The sequence below is a fragment of the Enteroscipio rubneri genome (assembly GCF_963929405.1).
Taxonomy (GTDB): domain Bacteria; phylum Actinomycetota; class Coriobacteriia; order Coriobacteriales; family Eggerthellaceae; genus Enteroscipio; species Enteroscipio rubneri.
In genome coordinates, this window is sequence record NZ_CAWVIN010000003.1 from 949,034 (window position 1) to 973,483 (window position 24,450).

General features: G+C 63.9%; 4 protein-coding genes and 2 tRNA genes. All 6 read left to right on the top strand.

Annotated features, from left to right (window positions below):
• Positions 1-4: 4 nt before the first annotated feature.
• Positions 5-1,045: an ABC transporter ATP-binding protein gene (locus ABGT83_RS11005; RefSeq protein WP_346687582.1), complete on the top strand. Its 1,041-nt coding sequence runs from the start codon at positions 5-7 to the stop codon at positions 1,043-1,045.
• Positions 1,046-1,108: 63 nt separating this feature from the next.
• A tRNA-Ser gene (locus ABGT83_RS11010) sits at positions 1,109-1,200 on the top strand.
• A 133-nt stretch (positions 1,201-1,333) separates the two neighbouring features.
• Positions 1,334-1,426, top strand: a tRNA-Ser gene (locus ABGT83_RS11015).
• Between the two features lie 825 nt (positions 1,427-2,251).
• Positions 2,252-2,473, top strand: coding sequence for a hypothetical protein (locus ABGT83_RS11020; protein ID WP_346687583.1), 222 nt, complete (start codon positions 2,252-2,254; stop codon positions 2,471-2,473).
• A 151-nt stretch (positions 2,474-2,624) separates the two neighbouring features.
• On the top strand, positions 2,625-8,159 hold the full coding sequence (locus tag ABGT83_RS11025) for a hypothetical protein (RefSeq protein ID WP_346687585.1): 5,535 nt from the start codon (positions 2,625-2,627) through the stop codon (positions 8,157-8,159).
• The gene (locus ABGT83_RS11030) at positions 8,116-24,450 is read left to right on the top strand and encodes a hypothetical protein (protein WP_346687586.1); all 16,335 of its coding nucleotides are present in this window, start codon (positions 8,116-8,118) and stop codon (positions 24,448-24,450) included. The genes ABGT83_RS11025 and ABGT83_RS11030 overlap by 44 nt, the downstream gene beginning before the upstream one ends.

Here is a 24,450-nt window from a genome sequence, read left to right on the forward strand (position 1 = left end):
GCACATGGGATCTCCCGACCTGTTGACGCCCGCGCGTCGCGGCGCCCCGTTCCTCGAACTTGAGAATGCGGCTGTCGTGCGCGCGGGTGTTCCTATTCTCTCCATCGATTCGCTGCGTATCGCCGAAGGCGAGCACGTGGCCCTGCTCGGTCCAAACGGATCGGGGAAATCCACGTTCGTCAAGCTCATCACGCGCGAGGTGTTTCCCCTGCATCGAGACCGCCCGCCGGTGCGCTTCAAAGGGCGTGATCGCGTGACGCTCGCCGAGGTGCAGCGGTGCCTGGGCATCGTCTCATCTACCATGCAGGACCAGATAACCGTGCATCTGCCGGCAATCGATGTGGTTGCCGGCGGCCTATACGGGGCGCTCGGCGTTCCCGCCCACGTTGAGGGCGAGGACGAGGCTCGTGAACGCGCTTGTGCGGCGCTCGAGCTTATCGGCATCGCCGAGCTTGCGACGCGAGACGTCCTGACGCTTTCGACCGGCCAAGCGCGGCGCGTGCTCATTGCGCGGGCGCTTGTGCATGATCCCGAGGTGCTCGTATTCGATGAACCGTGCGCCGGCCTGGATCCGGAAGGTATGCACCACGTGCGCTCGAGCATGCGCCTTTTGGCACGCCGAGGCACGGGCATCATTCTGGTCACCCATCATCCAGAAGACATTGTCCCGGAGATTGATCGTCTTGTGCTGCTGAAGGGCGGGACTGTGATCGCCGACGGTCCGAAGCGCGAGTTGCTCACCGACGAGGTTATGAGCACCCTGTTCGAGGTTCCGCTCCGCGTGCGCCGCACCGTCGCCGACGTTTCCGCACCCGAAGCCCCCGCTGCGGAGGACGAGTTCGCGATGGCCGCCGACGCCGCCATGCCCGCCGTGCCCACTGCCAAGCTCGCGGCTTCGGTCGCTGCCCCGCCGGCCGCCGACTCCCCCGAGCCTGCAATCGCAGCGCCCGCCGATCTGTCGGCTTCCGTTGTCCTGACGCCCCCGCCGGCCGAAATCGACGATGCTCGTGGAGAGGGCTATTTCTCGCTTGTGAGCGTTTATTAGCTGTTGTATACTACGTAGCTGCTGCATGGTCGAGCGATGAACATGCAGGCTGAACAGACAAGCGGAGAGATGACCGAGCTGGCCGAAGGTGCACGATTGGAAATCGTGTGTGCGCCAAAAGCGTACCTAGGGTTCGAATCCCTATCTCTCCGCCAGATTATTCCCGCGCCCTCGAGGCGCGTGCTATAAAGGGTAGTTTCGCGGCGCGGATAGGCTGCGAGGCTCCCTTGCGAAGCGCCCGAGTGGGCGCCGACGACAGGCCCGAAACCGGCCCGTCGCATCCCAAGCGGAGGGGTGGCAGAGCGGTTGAATGCGGCGGTCTCGAAAACCGTTTCACCGGTAACCCCGGTGACCAGGGTTCGAATCCCTGCCCCTCCGCCAGTTTTTAATCCCTTCGGTCATTCTACCGAAGCCAGGTAAGCCCCCCGCGGCCCGAACCCCCTCGCGCCCTGCCTCTCGCTTCTCCCGGCAGCGGCCCGAGCTTCTCGCGTCCCTCGCCTCGCCGTTCCCGCGTCTTTAACGGCGCCCCTTGATCCCATGACGCTCCCTCGACCTGCGCCCAATCCCCGCGCGATCCGCAGCAGCGTTCACGCTCTGCACCCCTGCGTCTCCCGGCAGCGGCCCGCAGCCTGCCATGTCTCGCAACCCGGTACTTGCGAACGATGCTTGGAGCCCGCCGTCTCCAACTCGCGAAATGTTTCACGTGAAACATTCGTTCGCCCGCGCCCTCGCTTCCCGCGCCCCCATGTTTCCTTGCGTCTCCCGATTCCTCCGCCCGCGCCTGCTTCCCAAATGCTCCCCACGCCTCCTCGTGCTCCGCGTCTCCCGCGCCCTGTCCCCGGGCTCCTGAACGCCTCTCGTGCTTGCTTTGGCCACCCCACCGGTTTATGCGTGCATCCTGCGCATACGACCTGCCGCACACCCTCGCTTCGGGACCGTTTCCAATAACGCAACCGCATGGGCTATCTGCGCCTGCGAGCACAGGAGCCGCATTCGCGAGCAATCTGGTTCGGGGGCCTTGAAAAGGCTACCCCGCCTGTTGATTATGGGAATCAGCGATGAATTGAATAGCGGACAGGGGGTTCGCGCGACCATGCGGGAAAGGGCATCCGTTTCCCGTTTTCGCGCGTTCTGGCGCCGGAGAGTGCGCTGTCGAAGACACCCCTGCAACCGCTTGTCGGGCGGATGTCGCAAGGGGCGAGCACCATGCAGAACAAGCATACGGACAACAAGACGGACGACCGGTCGAAGCCGAGGGCGCACGTCGAGCGCCACACGGCGCTCGACAAGGCCCTCTCCGTCGTGCTCACGGCAGCCCTCGTGCTCACCATGAGCCCGCTGGGCGACGCCTACGCGGCTGGCGGTCCCTCCGCAGACGCCGTCCCTCAAGACGCCGCGCAGGATGTGACGGGGGGGGGGGCTTGTTAACAGCGGGCTTTCCGAGGATGGCTCCTCCGCAGACGAGCCGTCCGCGCAAGCCTCCCCGGATGCGGCAGGTGAGGGCGCAGCACCGGGCTTTGAGGCCGAGGCCGACGGCGCGCTTCCCGAGGCGCCCACCGCCTTTGCCACGTGGCTCGATGTGGCGCGCGGCGTCGAGGACGGCACACTGGCCGAAGAGGGCTTCAAGCCCGCCGGCACCGGCTCCGAGGACGACCCCTACACCATTTCCACCCCCGAGGCCTTCGCCTGGTGGGCGCTTCTGCACTCCGACGCCTCCGCCAAGCTGGAGGCCGACATCGATCTGACGGCCCAGGCGCCCGCCGCGGTGCAGGGCGAATCGCCGAGGCCCGTGGACGCCGCATGGCCGGGCGGCACCGTGCTCGCCGCCACGCTGGACGGCCAGGGCCGCACCCTGTGCTTCGCCACCGCGAGCGCGGGCCTGTTTCAAGAGATAACGCAGACCGGTCGCATCGAGTGGCTGCAGCTGGGCCTCACCGACGCCCAGATGGCCGCCGAGGGCGCCCGCGCCACCTGCGTGGCGGCGACAGGCGCGCAGGCAGGTGCGCTGGCCGCCGTCAACAAAGGCTCGATCCAAGGCGTCGTGAACCGCATGAGCGTGCAGGCCTGCGCCCCCGCCGCCGATGGGACCGAGGCTGAATCCGACCTCGAGGCGCTCGCCGGCGGCATCGTCGCTGTGAACGACGGGACTATCGAGGACTGTGCGAACCTGGGCGCGGTAATCAACCGCCAGCAGACCTCCGCCTCCGCGGGTATCGCCGCCGCGGGCGCGGGCACGATCAAGACCAGCTACGGCGCCGGCGCCATCGATGCGGCCGGCAAGGCCGCCTACCTGGCCGCCCCCGGCGCCGACGCCGAGGCCTACGCGCGTCAGGTGGATGCGGCCAGCGCCTACCTCGCCGCCGACGAGGGCGCGTCCTACACAGGCGCCTTCGACGAGCGCGACGGCGCCCTGTCCGCCACCGACCTCGAAGCCGCCAGCCAGCGCTTGAACGCCGGGCGCGAAGGAGACGACGCCGTGTGGAGGACGGGCGGCGCCGCCGACGGCGCCACATGCGGCTTCCCCGAACCTGCCGAGCCGGTCAACCTCAAGGCCGGGCGCGAGCCCGGCGTGAACCTTAAGTCCGAGACCGTGGAGACGAGCCCCGTCGAGCCCGCCCCCGACGCCGAGCCCACCCCCTCAGATACGGCCCCCGCCAAGCAGGTGTCCTCATGGGACGTGCCCGGCCAGGAGTCCTACGACTACTCCCTCTACGTGACCGACACCGCAGACGGCTCCGGAAGACAGCTCGCGCTGGCAAGCCTCGCGCCGCTTGCGGACATGAGCGCCGAAGAGGCCGCAGCCGCCCTGCTGCCCAAGCAGGTCGTGGTCACGCTGGCCGCCGAGCCGGCCAACGGTGCCGCCCAAGGCGGAGCCGACGAGAGCGCGCCCTCCGACGAGGCCGCCGCCAACGCCGCGTCCCCCGACGAGGGTGCCGCGCCCCCCGAGCCCTCCCTCTCCGGCGACGCCGTCGACACCACCCCCGAGCGCTCCATCCTGGACACGGGGCGCGCCCTGTCGGCGGGCCCGCTCACCCTCGAAGGCACTGCCATGACGCTCGATGTCGCGTGGGAGAGCGCCGACTACGACCAGAAGAGCGTCGCCACGCAGGGCGCCACCTTCACCGCGAAGCTCCCGCAAGGCTACGAGCTGGCCGAGGGCGCCATGCCGCTGTCCATCCGCATCGCGTCCGGCGAGGCAGCAACGATGGCGAACCCCACCTATGCCGACTGGGGGGATGTGGGCGAGGCTATCGCCAACGCCGCCACCGCGGCTGGCAAGGGCTTGGCCTCCGGCGAAACCGTCTCCGTCATCAAGGCAGACGGCACGGCCAAGGACGTCGTCCTGCCCACCTACGACACCAACGCGGGTGGCCTACAAATTGGCACGGCCGAACAGTTGGCGCTGTTTACGTACCTGAACGAGGGCACGTCTCGCAAGATGCAGACGTCCTCCATCGACGCCTCCAAGCAGAACCGCCAGCTCTCGGCAGTCCTCACCGCAGACATCGACCTCACCGGCACCGAGTACAGCCAAACAAGCGGCACTCCGCTAGCATGGACCCCTATCGTCACCACACAGCACGGCGAAGTCAGCGCGAACTATGCTGGCACCTTCGACGGCCAGGGTCATACCATTAGTAACCTTACCAAAACTGGCTCGGTGACAGGGCAAAGCGGCTGGGGTTTGTTCGGTTTTGTCAGCGCTGGCGGAACGGTGAAGAACGTACTGCTCAAAGACGTGAACATTAATGTAACGTCCGACGATTATCTTACCGTAGGTGGCATTGCGAGCCAGCTGACCGGCGGAGCCGTGGTGGAGTCATGCGGCGTGCTGTCAGGCACCATCGGAAAAGATCCTACAGCCAACAGACTGACTGGCGGCATTGTGGGTGATCTCTATATAGGTGGCGGCACTATCAAAAACTGTTTCTCGAACGCCACTATGCTGGGTAATCAGAGTGGTGGTATCCTCGGGCGTTCGATATCGACTGGTACGCACACTCTGGAGAACTGCTACTTCACGGGTGTCGCTACCAACGCCATGATTGCAGCGCGGACGGCGACAACCTCGGTCACCAACTGCTACAGCACCAGCGATGCAACGTTGGATGCCGGCACCAAGATAACCTCCGACCAGCTGAAAACCTGGGGTGCGGCCTACCAGCTGAACGGCGGGGCCACGGGCGGCACGGGCGCAACCGGCAACGTGGCCGACATGGCCACGTGGCGCATGGACGATCCGGCCAATCCCAAGAACGGCGGCTTCCCCGTGCTCTGTGCGGCGGGCGAGACCATGGACAAGGCCTCCGACTGGCAAGACGTGGGCGAATGGGTGGAATCCTTCAATCCCAACGACGTCAACGGCCAAGCCATGAAGCCCGCGGGCGACGGTGCCGACGCAACCCCGTTCCTCATCAGCACTCCCGAGGCGTTGGCCTGGCTGGGCATTGAAGTGGAGGCGCACAACAGGAACCACAAGATAAGCGCCACGCTGCTGGGCGACATCGACTTGGCCGGCACCCGTTACGGCGGCTCCATCGACGAATCCGCCGCAACCGCCGAGGCAAAATACCACAACGCCCTTCCCTGGATACCCATCGGCCGCACGGTAGCCTTCGGAGGCGGAACGTTCAACGGCCAGAATTTCACCATCGAGCACATGAACGCCGCTGCCTACGAGGATGTGTCGTACGCATTCTCCGGGCTGTTCGCGAAGACGGACGGCGCCGTGCTGCGCGACGTCTCTCTGCGCTCGGGCGTGGTGCTTATGGAGAACCTAGGCGAGTCGAATCTGTACGTAGGCTCTCTGGCCGGTGTCATCGACTCCGGGACGAACGTCGTCAACTGCGTGAACGAAAGCGTCGATGTCGTCGTAAGGGGGCACGAGGCCGACGATGCCGAGATCGGCGGACTCGTGGGTTCCGTGCAGAGCTCCTCGCTGTACGGATGCCGCAACGAGGGCAACGTGACCACGAACGAACCCAGCAGGGATGCGAACGGGTTTGCCGGCGGCATCGCCGGCGGCGCCGATGCCGGGAAGATGCTTCTGTGCTTCAACAGCGGCACGTTGACCAGCACGGGGTACCCGGAAGCGGACGGCCTAGGATGCATGTACGTGGGAGGAATCCTGGGTGGCGCGCCCGGAAGATCTGCTAAGACGCAGATCATCCAATGCGGCAACATTGGATCCGTCGCCCCCACCGGCGCCTCTTACGCTGCAGGTATCGTGAGCCTTGTCTCGTGGGACGCTTCCGACACGAACCTCCAGATTGCGAGCAACTACAGCGCCGGCCCCATCGGCGTGGCTGCGAGCGAAGACCCGAGCAAGGTGTACGCAATTTGCCCGAATTACATAGCTTCGCTCGGCGGCGTAAGCATGAACGCTTACTGTACCGTCAATACCGATGTGCTCGTTGCCTACGAGCTTAATGATGCGAACTTTGGCAACATTCTTGGCAAAACCACTGCCGAGATGCAGGGTTCAGCGTTGCTCAGCGATTTGAACATCAAGCTGTACGCGTACACGGGCACCGATGATCCCAAAGCGCCCAGCGGCGACTTGCTCTACAACATCTACGAGTGGACGAACGCCCCCGACCACAACGGTTACCCCATCCCGTCGCTCAAGGCGTCGAGCTCGGCCTATGCCGACTGGGGCACGGTTGGCACGGCCATCCGCGCGAAGCAAACCGACCTCACCGCCGGCTCGGCCACCATCAGCGCAGGCCTCGCCGACCCCCTGGGCAACTCGCCCACCACCCTCGTCCCCCAGGTGCAGAAAGAGGCCGACGGCACGCTGCTCATCTCCACGCCCGAGCAGCTGGCGTGGTTCCAGGCCTCCATCGACGCCGACTCCGGCACCTGGGCCGGCAAGAACGTCAAGCTCACCGCCGACCTCGACCTTTCGGGCACGAAGTACGGCGGCAAAGTGAATTCGACCGCCACCACGGATAAAGACAAGTACGCGAACTGCCTGCCGTGGATGCCCATCGGCGGCACGAACGATACTTCGGCCACCGCAACGCCTGCCAAAGCCTACACTGGCACGTTCGACGGCGGGCGGCACGCCATAACCAACCTCGCTCCCGTCAAGCGCGGATACCACGTGGGTCTGTTCGGCATCGCGCACAATGCCACCTTGCGCGGCGTGAACGTAGCCTCGGGCTACATAGCGGGCGTCGATCGTGCGGCCGGCGTGGTGGCCCGCATCACCGGCATCACCACGGTGGAGGACTGCTCGAACGCGGCCACCGTGTATTCCGACCCCTCGAACGCCGGCGGCAGCGGAGTGGCCTGCAACACGGGCGGCGTGGTGGGCTGCGCGTATATGGGGGATACCTTCTACATCCGCCGCTGCTCGAACACCGGCGACGTGAGGGCTATTCGCGACGCCGGCGGCGTCATCGGCTCCACGAACTGCACTAATCCTGGCATTATCGAGGACTCGTACAACACGGGCAACATCACTGCTACGGCTAACAGCGGCGGTTACGGTACCGGCGGCGTCATAGGCACAGGGGGTAACGTAAGTAGGATGGCCCGCTGCTACAACGCGGGCGACGTGAACGGCTCAAAAAAAGGCGCTCTCTCTGACTCGTTTACCTCCGGCGCCACGGTGGAATCGTGCTACTACGACGGCTCGAAGGCGGGCGCGACCGGCTCAGGTACTTCCCTCACCTCCGACCAGCTGAAAACCTGGGGCACGGCATACCAGCTGAACGGCGGCGCGACGGGCGGCACGCAGAGTGGCAACGTGGCCGGCATGACCACCTGGACGTTCGCGCCCGACAGCTATCCCCAGCTGATCGCGCGCAACGCCGACGGATCGCCTGCGGCCACCATGCAGAAGGCCTCCGACTGGGGCCAGGTGGGCGGATGGGTCGAGGACTTCTGCACGGCCACCGACGCGGGAGAGACGGCGGGCTTCAGGCCGAACCTGTCCACCAACAACGGCACGGCCGCCGACAAGCCCATCACGCTGACCACCCCCGAGGCGCTTGCGTGGTACGCCTACAAGCTGAACACCGCTCCCACGGATTTCCGGAACCACCACGTACGCCAACGCGCACGTGAAGCTGTCCGCGCCCTCGGGCGCCATCGACCTGACGGGTGAACCCTACGGCGGCTCGTTCGATGCGAGCGCGGCAACCGCGAAAGACAAGCATCGCAACGTTGTGGGCTGGGTGCCCATGGGCACGCGCGGCAACCCCTTCGCCGGCACGTTCACGGCCAAGGGCACGGACATCGAGCGCTTCCACATCCCCGGCAGGAACAACCCGGGCCTGTTCGAGTGCGGCAGCAACGCGACGCTCTCCGACGTGACCATAGCAAGCGGCTACTTCAACCATACCGGCGGCGTGGCCGGCGGCTCCCTGATGGCCTACGCGACGGGAGACGTGACCATGACCGACTGCCGCAACGCGGCGGAGGGGCATGGAGCCGGCTCGGGAGCGTACCTTGGCGGCTTGATGGGCAGATCCCAAGGCGGAAGCGTCACGATGTCGCGCTGCATGAACCAGGGAGACCTGCAAACCGAAAATAACAATGCAGCGGGGCTGCTGGCTGATTTCTCATCCGATGCCGGTGGCAAGCTGAGCGTGTCCGATTGCGGCAATACCGGAGCTCAAGCCGCTTACGCCGGTGTGGCCGGGTTGGTTGTTGATATGAAGACGAACTCATCCGATGCCGGGGCTTTGAGCATCGTGAACAGCTACAACTTCGGCCCGGGAACCGAGACGGGCGGCCTGGAAATGACGAACGGGGCTATCTACGGGTTCGCCCTCTCCGGGAATCTGCTTGTGAGCAACTGCTATTACAACAGCACCATAGGGGGGTATAATGACGGCAGCGCTACCCCCAAGACTCCCGTCGAGTTCGCCTCCGGCGAGGTGGCTTGGCTGCTGAACGCCGCGTCTGCGGAAGGCGTGCTGGACAAGAGCGCGCCCGTGGGCCGCGACGTGTGGAACCAGCGCATCGACCGCGACCTGGTTACCGGGGAGTTCCAACCCACCGGCGGCCTGTACCCCATACTGGATTGGATGCCGGCCACACTCCATCCTTTGGTGCGAGCGACGATCCGCCTTCAGGGTGCGCCCTTGGCGCGCGCGACGACGGCCGATTCCTACGAATACGCGAACGAAGGCTCGATGCTGGCGCTGCCCGCCGGCTATTCGAAGTACTACATGGGTTCCCTCTACGGTCCTGAGATCAACAACCCGTATTCCATTCCTTCCCATGCCGGCGACTTCATGGTGTACGCCAAGGGCATCTCGTCCTGGGCCGACGTGGCCGCCTCGGCGTCCGAGGCCGAATTGCGCGCCACCGACACGGGCGGCGGCCTCATGGCGCTTTCGGGCTCCGGCTCGGCCAGCCAGCCCTACATCATCTCGTCCCCGGAGGCGCTGGCGTGGTTCGCCTACCAGGTGAACACGAAGAACGCGGACTCCATCGCCAACATGCAGGCCGCCGGCGGCTCCGACCCGGCCTTCACCGCCGCGCCCGGCCTCGCCTACGGCGCGGCGCACGCCCGGCTGGGCGCCGACATCGACCTTACGGGGCCTGCCGGCGGCACGTCGGCCACCCCGTTGCCCTGGGTGCCCATCGGGTGGGAGTCCGCGTATACCGGCACGTCGGTGTACACCGGCAGCTTCGACGGCAAGGGCCACACGATCGACCATATGTGGGTTGGCACCGACGGCGAGGCCGGCCTGTTCGGCCGCACCGGCTCGGGCACCATAGCGAACCTGGCCCTGGGCACGAACTCGTCCGTGCGGATCGACGCCCCCTACGCAATCGCCAGCAAGCATGCCGCGGGCGGGTTGGTGGCCGTATCGGACGGCACGCATATCGAGGGTTGCCTGAGCGGCGCCAGCGTGACGGCCAACCTCGGGGTTCGCGGAACGAGCGGAGCCGCTAATGAGGCGACCGTGGGCGGTCTGGTGGGCGTGTTCACGAAGCCTGGCAGCATCAAGCAGTCGGCGAACACGGGCGCGGTTTCCTCCGAAGAAGGAGTGCCTGGCGCCCCGACGCGGCTCGGATTGGGCGGGCTCGTGGGCGATGACGCGCAGTCCGGCGGTGGCACGTCCATTGACGGATGCTTCAACAGCGGAGCCGTAACTATCGCCGTCTCCTACGGGGATCTCTCGTTCGCAGGCGGCCTGGTGGGAAAGGCGTTCGTGCCTGGAAATTTGACGGAGGTGCCGTATAGGGGAACCACGGTGACCGACAGCTACAACACGGGCGCGATAGCGGTGTCCAGCAGCGCGGGGAGCTCGGTCTCTGGACTCAGCGTGGATACCGTCTTCCCTGTGGGACGCACCAGATACGCGGACGCAGCCGCCATCGCATCCCGCGCGGTGAGCAACGTGCTCACCCTCGACGCCGTTGTGGGTGCGGAAGTCGGCTCGATGGGAGGTGTGTCCGGTGCCGGCACCGTCACCAACCTCCTGGGGGCGAAATCGGTCTCGGCGGGCCAGCTGAACACCTGGGGCGCGGCTTACGAGCTGAACGGCGGCGCCACGGGCGGCACGGCCGGCGACGGCGCCGTGGCCACCATGGACAAGTGGGGAATCCTGAGCGGGGCTTCGTCCCCCATGCCCGTCATCCAGGGCTCCACCGCGGCAGCGGCCTCCATGCCCGCGGCCTCCAGCTGGGAAGACGTAGGCTCGTGGGTTGACAACTTCGACCCTGTGGACGAACACGGAAACAAGTTCAAACCCAATCTGCTGGCCAGCGACGGCTCGGCTGCGCTCAAGTCCATCCAGCTGGGCTCCGCCGAGGCGCTGGCGTGGATGGCTTGCAAGGTGAACTACGACAACGGCGGCAAACCGGCCGCAACCAGCACGCTCACGTACGGGACCTCGTTCTACCAGCTGACGGACGACGTATCGCTGGCTGGCACGAAGTACACCGACGGCACCGCCCGGCTCGATTGGCTGGGCATCGGTTCCCTTGGCTCCCCATTCGGCGGAGCGTTTGCGGGAGGCTCGCACGCTGTCGACGGGCTATCCGTCGTTTCGACGCGGAATTATCAAGGATTCTTCGGATACATGAGCGCTCCGGAGGGCGCGGCTGAGAAGGCGTCCGTCCATGATCTTTCTCTCTCGGGTTCGGTTTCGGGCGGCGAGTGTGTTGGCGGTTTGCTGGGGCAGGGCGTGAATGTGCGATTGAGCAACCTGTCTGTGCGAGTTGACGTAACCGGCAGCGATAATGTTGGTGGCGTTGTTGGGCGTTTGGAAACATCATCCGAAGGATCTGCTGTCTCGCATACGGGTACCGTTGGAGCCACAGTTGGGTGTGCAGGAGGGTTCGTCGGTAATAGCGTTTCTACCGTACTGACTGACGTTTCCCATGTGGGAAGCGTCAGCGCTCCGGACAAAGCAGGCGGCATCGGCGCAGTATACGGTTCGTTTCGCTCGTGCTCTCTGACCAATGCTTACGTTGCGGGAACGGTGAAAGTGAATGCAGGTGGCCTTTCCTATGCGCTTGTAGGAGATACTTATAATACCAACCTTGCGAACTGCTATTTCGACGAGGCGGCGGGGCCTTCGCTCGCGCATCCCACATCCGGCATGGCCTCTGCCACCAACGTCGAGGCCAAGACCGCCGACGAGTTCGCCTCCGGCGAGGTTGCCTGGCTGCTGGACACGGCGTCGACCAACGGCGCCACCACCGGCAACGCGCACCGCAACGTGTGGGGGCAGAACGTCGGCCGCAACGCCGACGGCCAACTGGATGCCACAGCGGGCGACGCGTATCCGGTTGCCGGCGTCTCCGCTGCGCACCCGTGCGTGCTCAAGATCGACCAGGCCTTCGACGCCGCGTTCCCCGGCGAGGCAGCGCAGACGACGTATGCGAGCGCGGGCAGCAAGGTGAAGCTGGCCGTTGCGACGGACGAGTCCAAGAAGCTGAAGTACGTCCTGGCCGGCAACGAGTTGGGCGATGATTCCACCGGCGAGACGACCATCAAGAGCCCTTACACGGTACACGCCTCCCGCACCGCCGACTTGTCCATCACGGCGAAGAACGGCGCGGTGTTCGACAGCTGGGAGTCGCTGGCCACCGCGGTGGACACCGGCCAGACGGTTACCATGCTGGACGGCACGCCCAGGAACATGGGCGAGTACAAAAACATCGACGGCGCCGGCACCGCGGCCGACCCGTACCAGATCGACTCCCCCGAGGCCTTCGCCTGGTGGGCGTTCAAGAAGGCCTCGAACACCGCGACCAGCCATGCTGTGCTGACGCAGGGAATCAGCCTGTTCGGTAACGACTACGTGGACGCCGCCCCCGGCCCTGACGCGAAGAACGTGGACGGCAACGACGGCGCCGACGGCATCCCCGACAACATCAGGGAAGCCCTCCCGTGGCCGGGCACGGCTTCGCTCGGTGAGTATCCCGGCAGCGGTTCGAACACCGGCTCGCTCGACGGCGGCGGGAATGCCGTCAGCCATCTGTACGTTGCGTCCGGGGACGGCGGGCTGTTCAGGTCGGTGGCCGCCGGTGCTGTTCGCAACCTCGTCATGGACGCGGGTCTGGTGGATTCGGATGGGTATGCCGCAGGATCCGTTGCGGCCGTTGCCACAAACTCCGTGTTCGTCAACGTGGCGAACGAGAGCGTGGAGGTTCGCAAGGTCGGCGCCGCTGACGATATCCGGGGAGCTGGCGGCCTGGTGGGCTACACCGGCGGCGCGGGCACCATCGCCACGTTCGTGAACTGCGCGAACAAGGCCGACGTGTCGAGCGGCAAACATGCCGGCGGCATCATCGGCGCGGCTGATGCCGGGGGGACCTTCTACTTGTGCTCGAACGAGGGAGATGTCTCCGGAACATCCGCGGGCGGTTTGACCTCCAATATCGGCAGCGACGCTTGCAACGGGTTCGTCGAGGCGTGCTCGAACACGGGCGCGATCGCCTCCACGGCGGGCGCAGCAGCCGGCTTGGCGTGCGCGGACAGATTCGCTTCGTTCAAGAACAGCTACAGTGCGGCCGCGGTGACGGCCGCCGGCGGCACCGCCTACGCGCTCGCCGACGCGGGCACGCTCACCGACTGCTACTTCGACCAGGACGCGTTCCGCTCGGCCACGACTCCGGGCGCCTCGGGCGCCACGGCCAAGACCTCGGACGAAATGAAGGCCCCCGGCTTCGCCGCCGACCTGAACGTCGCCCTGTCTGCGAGTGCGACCCAGTCGGAGGGCGTCGCGCTGAACAAGTACCAGTGGATGCAAGCCGCCGACGGCAACACGAACAAGGGCTACCCCTACACGGCCGCACGTGTGTACGCCGACTGGGGCGACGTGGGCGCCGACCAGACCGAGACTACGCTGCGCGCTTCCGGTGCTCTGACGGGCGGCAAGGGTGCGAACGAGTCCGACGCGGTAGTAATCAACTCGCCCGAGGCCTTGGCATGGCTTGCGAAGCAGGTCAACAGCGGAGGGGACATCTTCGCCGGCGGATCTGAAGGGTATATGGCAATCAAGGCCTACGTGAAACTGGGTGCCGATCTTAGCTTGAAAGGCACGAAGGCCTCCGGAGCCGTCGACGACTACGTGGCGGCCGACCATCGCGGCCTGCCGTGGGTGTCTATGGGCACAAGTTCGTACCCGTTCCAAGGAACCTTCGATGGCTGTGGCCACGAGGTGGATTATGTCACGGTCGCTGAAGGTGGCTCCCCAGAAGGGTTCTTCGGGTACGTGAGCGGCACCGTGAAGAACATGGGCATCGGCGCGAACAGCAAGATGACGTCCGGCGGAACAAGTGCCAGCATCGCCGGTGCTCTGGTGCAGCGGCTGCAGGGCGGCACCGTCGATGGCTGCTGGAACAAAGGTGATGTTTCTTTGACTGGCAATAAGGTGGGCGGCCTCATCGGTCAAGCAAGCGGCACGTTAAAGAACTCCTGGAACGAGGGCTCGGTGTCTTGTAGCAACCAGTACGCAGGTGGCCTAGTGGGCCTGGTCGGACGAGGCGACGACCTCGTGGTGGAAAACTGCTACAACAAGGGCAACCTGAGCAATTCTAATACCATCGCCGGTCTGGTTACGGCCGAGAGCGGTGCTACCGTGAGATTCTCAAACTGCTACAACGCAGGCGAAGTGCGCGCCGGCAATGCAAGTGCTCTGTATGTTAACGACGCCGGAAATGCTGCGGGTGCCACCTTCACGAACTGCTACTACGAAGAGGGTAAGGTTGTCTATGTCGACCCTCAGGACGCCACCGCGGCTGGCCTGACCAGCATGACTGCGGCCCAACTGAAAAGCTGGGGCGCGGCCTACCAGCTGAACGGCGGCGCTGCGGGCGGCACGGCTGGTGACGGCAACGTGGCCAACATGTCCACCTGGACGTTCGACGTCGCGAATCCGGGCTACCCGGAGATCATCGCGCGCGACGCCTCCGGCGTGGCGACGGCCGCCATGTCCAAGGCCGGTTCCTGGTCCGACGTGGGCTTGTGGGTTGAGACTTTCAATCCCTCCACATCCGCTCCGCTGGAGAAGTTCAAGCCCGCAGGCGACGGCTCGACGGGCGCGTTCGACGCCGTCGCGAACACGGGCCCTTACCAGATAACCAATCCCGAAGGCCTGGCCTGGTTCGCCTACATGGTGGGTTCTCAGCCCGATGCGTACAGGTCCAAGAGCGTCGAGCTGGTGTCCGATATCAACCTGGAGGGCGCCGCCTATGGCGGGTACCTGGACGTTCCGGCCTCCGGCGCCGATGCGTTCGACGCGTACAAGACATGCCTGCCCTGGGATCCCATAGGGGGCGTGTCTTATGGGGCCGTTCGGTACGCGGGATCCTTCGACGGTGGGGGCCACGACGTTCTGAACATGCGCATCGACGGCGAAAGGTACGGATCTACTTATACGCTGGGAATCTTCGGCTTCCTTGAAGGAGCTGCGGTGAGGAACCTGACGTTGAAGTCCGGCCTCGTGCAGACGTCCACCAGCGTTAATTACTCCGGAGCGATCGCCGGAAACGTCGACGGCGCGCACTTGTCCGACGTCGTCAACGAAGGCGTGCGCGTGCTGGAAGGTTACTGCACAGGGGGCCTGGTCGGCAACGCCGGCGGGGCGTCGAGCACGTTCGAGCGATGCGGGAACGAAACCCAGGTGACATGCGGGACTGCGTACCAGTACACAGGAGGCCTCGTAGGCCGAGTCGAAGCGGGCGGCACGTCTTTCGTCGATTGCGCGAACGCGGGCGAGGTGTCGGGCGCTTCTATCAACGGAGGCATCGTCGGGTACTGCGCTACAGGTGATGTGGCGTTCGCCTCCTGCCTCAACACCGGCAGGGTTGCGACGTCTGGCAGGTACGCCGGCAACTTCCTAGGAGATGGATCGAGCGGGATCACCTTGGCAAACTGCTACTACTTGCAGGGCGCCTGCGCACCGAACGGGTTCGAGGGCGCTTCCGTGGCCAAGACCGCCGACGAGTTCGCCTCCGGCGAGGTTGCCTGGCTGCTGGATACGGCGTCGGCCAATGGTGCTACAACCGGCGGCCCGCACCGCAACGTGTGGGGCCAGAAGGTGGGCCGCGACGCGACTACCGGTGAGCTTGCCGCGGGCGGCGATGCCTACCCGGCATTCCTTGATGCCGCTGTGCACCCGCGCGTACTCGCGCTCACGCAGGACTTCGACAACGGCGTGTTTGGCGACGATACTGCCGAGCCCTCGCAGACTTCCTATGCGAACGCGGGCAGCATGGTGAAATTGGCTGTTCCAACCGATTCGACCAAGAAGATTAAGTATGTCCTGGCCGGCAACGAGGAAGGCAACGATTCTGCCGTCGAAACAACGCTCGAGAGCCCTTACCTGGTGCACGCTTCTCGTGCGACCGACCTGGCTATCGCCGTGAAGACCGGCGCCGTGTTCGAGTCGTGGGCGAAGCTGGCCGACGCGGTGGACGCCGCGCCCGGCACCGAGACCACGTTGACCGACGGCACAAAGAAGGATATGAGCACCTTTAAGCCCACCGGCGCCGGCACCGTGGACGACCCCTACCAGCTGTCGACCCCGGAGGCCTTCGCCTGGTGGGCGTTCAAGAAGGGCGGCCACGCAAAGCTGACGGCCAACATTAGCCTGTTCGGCGACAACTACGTAGGCGCCACTCCCGGAGCGCTGGACGCCGATGGCATCCCTGGCAACATTAAGAACGCACTTCCCTGGACGGGAACTACTGTCGGCACCAACATGGACGGCGGTAACTTTACCATCACACACCTGTACGGCACCACCGGCTTGTTGAGCGAGGCGGTTGACCTGCGCAACCTCACGCTGGCCGAGGGTCTGGTGGACGCAACTGGGCAGACTAACGCACAGGTGGGCGCGTTCGCATCCACGAGCTCCGATACTAATGCTGTGTTCGTCAATCTTACGAATCAGAGCGTTGCTGTATTCGGTTCGGGCGATTCTAGCAATGGCTATGCCGGCGGTATAGCTGGCTCGTCGGTTGGCACACCCTCATTCGTGAACTGCACGAACAGAGCCCCGGTGAGTTCCGCTCACTGGACGGGCGGCATTCTAGGAGGTATGAAAGGGCTCCCGGACACCGTTGCTCCCCAGTTCTACCTCTGCTCGAACGAGGCTGACATCGACGTATCCAGCACAGCGTACTCCATAGGCGGCGGTATTGCTGGCTCCGCCTACAAAGGTGATATGGAGGCATGCTCGAATACGGGTGCGATCAGTGCTGCTGGCGACTGTGCGGGGTTGGTCGTCTCCGAACCCGCTTTAACTGGACGCAATTGCTATAATGCCGGTGCCGTTTCGGGTGCAACCTATAGCAATGATCAGTTTGGCGGCGGCACGTATCAGGATTCGTATTATAACTCTGCTTTTGCTGCCCCGACATTGGGCGGCGGTACGCCAAAGAGTTCGGACGAGATGAAGGATGCCGCGTTCGCTGCCGATCTGGACAGAGTGCTGGTTCAAAGCACCACCGAAGTGGCCGGCATAAAGCTCGCACGTTACCAGTGGATGTACGACTCCACGGTAAACAGCGGCTACCCCCACATCGCTGAGCGCCCCATTGCCAACTGGGGCGATGCGGGTGCTGCCCAGGACGAGGCTAAGCTACGTCTCACCTACTGGGACAACGCGACCAGCGCGTGGATGCTTGCTGCAAACGCGTCCGCCGTGCCTTCCGGCATGGCTGCCCTCGAGGGTACCGCTGCAGCCGGTTTCACCATCCGCAGCGAGGAAGCGCTGGCGTGGTTCGGCGCACAGGTGAATGCGGGCGCAACCGGTTTCGCATCTGCGAACGTCACGCTGGCGGCGGCCGGTTCGCACACCGCGTTCGATCTTGCAGGTACAACCTACGGCTTCGATGTGACGGCGGGTGGCGCTGACGATAAAGCTAAGTACAGCACCTGCTTGCCGTGGGTACCCATTGGCAGCGAGGCAAACCCATTCACCGGCACACTGCGCGCTTATGGCACACCGGTGCAGAACCTCTACATCGGTGAGGTCTCTGACGATGTCCACGGTCTGTTCGGCACGGTGGACGGCGCCACGCTTTTGGGTATCGAGGTGAGCGACGGCTACGTGTTTGCCAAGGAGTTGAATAACTTCGGGTTCGCGGGTGCCATCGCGGGTCAAACGCGCGGTACTGTCGTGCTGGAGGACTGCCATAACGCGGCAACTGTGCGTGGTGCCAGTGTTGGAGGATTGGTAGGTCGTGCACTTTCTGGCAATCTGACGGTGCGCACGTCGGCCAACGAGGGCAAGGTGGAGATCCAAGGAGGCCAGCCAATAGGCGGCGGCTTGGTAGGCTTTGCGGGGGCAACCGTACAGGTCTTTGACAGCTACAACGTGGGCACGGTTGAGGGTGATTGGTCTGTCGGCGGGTTAATTGGCATACTTCAAACACCCGCGTCGGCTTCCTTTGATCGCTGCTTCAGCGCTGGCAGCCTTATCGATAAGTACAACAGTGGGCAGACGGGTGCATTTACCTCTACGAAGCTTGATTGCCCTATCACCATCGGCGAGGGTTGCTACTACGACTCTGACGTCATTGCCGGCACCCAGGATGCCGCGAGTGTGACTGCTCTTACTACCGCTCAACTGAAAACCTGGGGCGCGGCCTACCAGCTGAACGGCGGCGCTGCGGGTGGTGCGCAGACCGGCAACATCGCCGGCATGTCCACCTGGACGTGGACGACCGGCAACTACCCGACGCTTATCGCGCGTAATGCTGCTGGTGCGGCGACGGCCACCATGTCCAAGCCTGCCGACTGGTCCGATGTGGGCGTGTGGGTTGATACCTTCAACCCCTCCACCACAGACCCGCTGGTGAAGTTCAAGCCTGCGGCTGCAAGCGAGCTCTCCATCACCACTCCCGAGGCACTGGCGTGGTGGGCGTACAAAGTGAACACGACGCCGGATGAAACCTACGGCGGCGTGCAGTTCAACGCATCGAAGGCGAAGCTGGCCGAGGGAGCCGTCTACGACCTGACGGGCACCCTCTACGGCGGCTCGCTGGCTAACAACGACGACCCGAACGCCGCTGCCGACCCCTGGGCAGCAGCCCAAACGAAGTACGCAAACGCGCTGACCTGGGTGCCTATCGGAAGTAACGCCAAGGGCGCACTCACGCTGGACGGATCCCATGCCCGTATCGAGAACATGGCGGCGGGTACGACGACAAGCGCTCTCGGCGAGGTGTCAGGGTTCTTCGGTGCGGTGAAGTCCCTTACCTCCTCCAATGTCAGCGTGAACGGCTGTGCGGTGTCCTCTAACATCGCGGGCGGACTGGCGGGCTACATCGATAGTAATTCTAGTTATGGATTGAATGTGATAGGGTGCGCGAGCTCCGTGGTTGTGGAATCGACGGCGAATTCGACTTCTAATCGCATAGCGGCGGGCGGGCTGATTGGCCTCTTCGGCTCAAGCGGTCACATACGCTCGTGTGCGAACTTCGGCGCGGTGCGAGCCGCCAAAAACGCAGCCGGAGGGCTTGTCGGCAGGTTCGGCGATCAGTACGAATATGAAATTACCGACTGCTACAATGCAGGCACGATCGTGGGGAATAGGGCTGCAGGTTTCATTGGCGACTATTCGGGAGGGCGTAAACTAGCGAACTGCTACAGTGCGGGTTCGGTAGAGGGAACGGCTGCTTCAGGCGCGTTCTGGGCCGATACCACATCGCGCGCCACCGCCGCGAACTGCTACTACGATAGCGACGTGGTAGTCGCTTCTTCCGGTGGCACGCTGGTGGACGCCGCCAAGGCCGGCATCACCGCCAAGACCTCGGCCGACTTTGCTTCCGGCGAAGTAGCGTGGTTGCTCGACACGGCCGACGACGCGGGCGCGGCCGCAACCAGCCCCGCCGTCCATCGCAACGTGTGGGCTCAGAAGGTGGGCCGCGACGCCACCACCGGCGAGCTTGAAGCCGCGGTGGGCGACGCCTACCCGGCGCTTGGCATCACCGATGCGCATCCGCGTGTGCTCAAACTGACGCAGGACTTCGATGATGCCACACTTGGCAGCGACACCGACGAGCCAACTCAGACAGCTTACGCAAATGCGGGCACGCCAGTTGCGCTCGCGAAGTCGACGGTCGACCCAACGAAGACTCTCGTTTATCGCCTCACGGGCAACGATGCAGGAACCGACCTGAGCACGATCACAATCATCGGCAGCCCCTATACGGTGGATGCTTCGCGCGATACCGATCTTGACATCGCGGTGATCAAGCCGGTGTTCGACTCGTGGGCGAAGGTCGCAGGCGCCGTAGATGGGGGGACTGAGGTCACGCTGCTCGACGGTGTCACAAAGAGGCAGATGGGCGATTACAAGCCCAAGGGCATCGATGGCACGACGACGGATATGGGTACCGAAACCAACCCCTACAACATCGACACCCCCGAGGCTCTTGCCTGGTGGTCTATGAAGGGCGGGCGCTACGCCACTATCACGGCAGACCTCAGCCTGTTCGGCTCCGACTACATCGGCGTTTCGGTCAGCACCACGGTGGACGCCAACGGTGTCCCGACTAACATCAAGAACGCTCTGTTGTGGGATATGTCCGCGGGTACGGCACCCGATGCAGTACTCGACGGAGGCGAGCACACGGTCTCGCACCTGTACGGCAATGGCGGCATTGCAGGCAGTTGTTTGGGTATGCGTGATCTCACGATGTCCGCAGGCCTGATCGAGGGCACGGGAATGTACGTGGGTGCATTCGTCCTCATTGCTAAACAGAGTGGCGCGTTCGTAAACCTGGTGAACGACAGCGTTACCGTGCGTGCTTCTTCCGACGGGGCACAAGTCGGCGGCATCGCTGGCATGTCTTCGACGCTTACGGGTCAGTCCGGTAGCGTGTTCGTTAACTGTGTGAACAAGGCTCCCGTGGAAGGCGGCTTCAGCGCGGGCGGCATTGTGGGCGAGGAAAGCAACGACTCTGGTCGAAATCCGGCGTTGTTCTACCTTTGCGCTAACGAGGGCACTGTTACGGCTGGTCCGGGCACACTGGGTATGGGGTCTTATGCGGGTGGCATCGTCGGTCGAGCTCAGCTGTCCTTGCTTGAGGCATGCGCGAACACCGGGTCGATCTCTGCTACGGACGAGGTCGGTGGCCTGACGGGCGTGTCTGGAGGTGTCTCCATTAAGAACAGTTACAGCGCCGGACAACTCGATGCGGGCGCGTCGGGTACGGCCTATGCGTTGGCACGTCGCGGCACCCTTGACGGCGAGAGCTACTTCGACAGCACGCTGTTCGGTCTAATTACGCCGGGCGGCTTAGGCACAGCTAAATCGACCATCGAAATGCAGAGCGACGAGTTTGTTACCACGCTGAATGACGTGCTGGCGAACAGCACCACCGAAGCGGCCGGCGTCAAGCTCGCCCGCTACCAGTGGATGCGCACCGACGGCACCAACAAGGGCTATCCCTACACCTCCGGTCGCGTGTACGCTGACTGGGGCGAAGTGGGTGCCATACAGGACGAGGCCGAACTGCGTACAACTGCGGTGGCTGGCTCCGAAAACGGCTTCGCGCTCTCGGGCGAGGGGTCTGAAGCAAGCCCCTACGTCATATCGAGCCCCGAGGCCTTCGCGTGGTATGCCCATAAGGTGAATAACTCGGGCACCAGCACTATTGCTAATTCGGATGGAAGTACTCCCGGCCTCACCTATAACAAGGCCTATGTCAACTTGGGCGCTAATATCGACCTCTTGGGCAAGCCTTACGGCGGCAAAGCCGATGAGACCCAGCCCACGGCTGCCCAGAAATATGCGAATGTGCTTGATTGGATTCCCATCAGTAATGTTCTTCCTCATTTCGACGGTAAGGGTCATACGATCAGCCATCTCTACATCAACGCCCCTCGTAAGGACAACCAGGGTCTGTTCGGCGATGCTGGCGTATATGACTCCAGCACGCCACGCGGTTTCGTAAAGAACACGTCCGTCGATCGCACGAGCTACGTGTATGGCAACGACAGCGTGGCCGCTATTGTCGGTTATGCGCGGGGAGGGGTTGTCGATATAGTCAACTGCTCGAATGCGGCTGAAGTCAAGGGTTCCAGCGAAGTCTCCGGTATCGTGGGTCAGGGTGCCTATTCCTGCATCATTATTGGTTGCGCGAACACGGGCGACATTACCGGCGCTACGAGTGTATCCGGTATCGTGGGCTCAAACACCTCCTCTATCATGAACTGCTCCAACACCGGTGCTATCACCGCCAGTGGCTCGAGCGACTGGGCTGGTGGCATCTCCGCGAACGGGGACGGCAAGATAGTAAACTGCTACAACGCAGGTCCTGTGAAAGCAGCAGATGCGGGCGCTATCGATGGTGGTGGCCGTAGCGACTGCTACAACTGCTTCTACGACAAGGACGCCTCCACGCCAAGCGATGCCGCTGCCGGCTCTGTTGTGGGAGTTGTCAACAAACCTGACGTTGCCGATAAAACGCAGGGCGTTTCGGGCGCGGAGCTTAAGAGCTGGGGTGCGGCTTACCAGCTGAGCCGGGTTTCGTCTACGCCGAACGGCAGCGGTGGGTTTAATTACGCTTCAGAAAGCAACGTCGCGAATATGGCCGCGTGGCGTCAGGCTACGGGCAGCGCGAGCGCAGGTACGCTTGAGAACAACGGCTACCCGGTACTTGTTGGACTGGATAATGTTGCAGTCGACGGCGGTGTGGTGGATCATCTGCAAGCAGCCTCGTCGTGGGTCGATGTGGCCACCTGGGTGGACACGTTCCTCGCCGCCGATGAGAAGGTTAACCAGCGGGTACCCGGTGCAACACTTGGTGATCCTTTGGGTTACAAGCCCAACACCACGTCAAACGACGGCTCTTCGGCCAATGCGGCCATCGAGCTTTCCACCCCGGAGGCGCTGGCGTGGTATGCGATGAAAGCTAGCGCAACGGGTGGTTCGAGCCTCTGTGCCACCATGACGTCCAGCATGTCTCTTGCCGGCACCAGCTACACCGGTGTCGCGCAGGCCGATGTGGATGCGAGCGTCTCCAAGGCACTACCGTGGAAGTCTATTGCGGGTACGTTTACCGGCACGTTCACCGGCGGCGGCAACACCGTCGATGGTTTGTACGTCTACCACGATAAGGGTCTGTTTGGCAGCGTGGGTGGCGCGGGCGTCCTATCAGGGCTGTCCATTGGCGCAAACTCGCTCATCGAAAGCGGCGCAGAGAGCACCGGTGCCGTTGCTGCCTCTCTGGAAGGCACAGCTTCTATCACCGATTGCGTCAATGCCGCGGCGGTCAAGTCAACAACGGGCGTGGCAGCCGGCATTGTCTACGATGTGCAAGGCTCAGCCACAATCGAGCGTTGCGGCAACGCGGGCGCCATTACAGCCGGAAGCACGCGGGCAGCGGCCGGCATCGCAGGGTGGGTGCACGAAGGTAGTACCGGCTTTATCAAGAACTGCTACAATACCGGCGCTATCACCGGCGGCGGACCGGCGGAGGTAGGCGGCAAACCGTGCTGGGCGGCGGGCATCTGCTTCTCGTACAACTCGTCGGTGCCCTTGGCCAGCTGCTACAACGCCGGCACGGTCTCGGACGCCGTCAAGGTGGTGCCCGTCGCATCGAAGGGCAGCGGCGCGGCAGCGTCCATGTCCAACTGCTACTACGACAACAACGTCTTCGCGGGAGCAGCAGCGGCAGAGGGTTCGACCGGTCTTCCCACTGATCAAATGAAGGCTTGGAAGACCGCCTATAAGCTGAACGGTGACACGTACGTTGGCAGCACCGACGGCACAAACCCGGCACACACTGTGTGGACGGTTGCCTCTGATAATACTGTGAATAGCGGCTATCCCGTCTTCGGCGACCTGAAAACCGATACGGCAGTGGCCACCATCGATCCGGATGTCACCACCATGGCAGGTGTCGCTTCGGCGGAGTTGACGTCGGCTTTGGGCACTTCCGTTTCGCTCGGCGCATCCTCTGAGGTGCTGGCCGCTCCCACGTGGGAGTCCAGCGACACCGCGGCGACCGAGCCCACGTTGCGTAGCGCTACAACCGAGGTGTCCGACAAGTTCTCCTCGTGGGGTACCACCAACGCCGATGCCAACGTGGCTTTGTCCCTGGGCGAGTGGGATACGACGTCGATGGGGCTTGCTGGTTCGCCTGTTGTGCTGACCAGCGGCCTAGCCGCAGGCGACACGCTTGCCACAACAGATGCCTCTGCCGCAGGCGTGGCGCTCAACGTGGCCGCGGCCTACGGGCGTGCCGACACGCTCACCTACCAGGTGCTGCTGGCCAGCGGAAAGAAATGCTATAGCACCACCATCACGGTGAAGCCGGCGACGCGCCGCACGATTTCTGCCGACACCAAGGTGGACGCCGAACTGTTTGAGCTCTCTCCCGATGGCACCGTGAAGTCCGCCGAAGCCAAGCGCTCCAGCAAGGTGCAGAACCAAGGCGCGGCCCCGGTCGCCGGGTCGGTGACGTCCATCGAGCCCCTTGTCAAAGACAGCGTGATCAGCGGCGACTTCAATGGCGACAGCATTCCTGAGTCGGTGACCATTACCGACGAGCTGGTTCCCACGGCTGAGGGTACGACGCTTTTGGATTCCAACGAGTCTGTCTCTCGCGCCGAGGGCGGCATGGTGAAGCTAGGCGTGAAAGCTAAAGACACCGCAACTGGCGCCGATGCCGACAAGAAGACCAACATCGGTGGGCTGTGGACAGGGTTGCCGACGGAGCTGCCTCTCTACTTCGTGCCCGGCTCGGACAGCACGGCGGGCACCGTGCCGCTGGCGTTCTCGCTGCCTGGTACGACCGATGCCGATGCGCCCAGCGTTTTGAGCTACCTGTACTTCATGGACTACACCGGCACCTACGTCTTGCCTGCGGGCGCTACGGCGGGCTCCTTCGGCTATCGGATGGCCTACGAGCTGTCCATCCCCGCAGGCGATGTGGATGCCGCTACTGCAAGCAAGACGACTCCCTAA

Excerpts from the sequence above, each read along its gene's own strand:
- ABGT83_RS11005 (WP_346687582.1), top strand. The coding sequence starts at position 5 with ATGGGATCTCCCGACCTGTTGACGCCCGCGCGTCGCGGCGCCCCGTTC.
- ABGT83_RS11020 (WP_346687583.1), top strand. The coding sequence starts at position 2,252 with ATGCAGAACAAGCATACGGACAACAAGACGGACGACCGGTCGAAGCCG.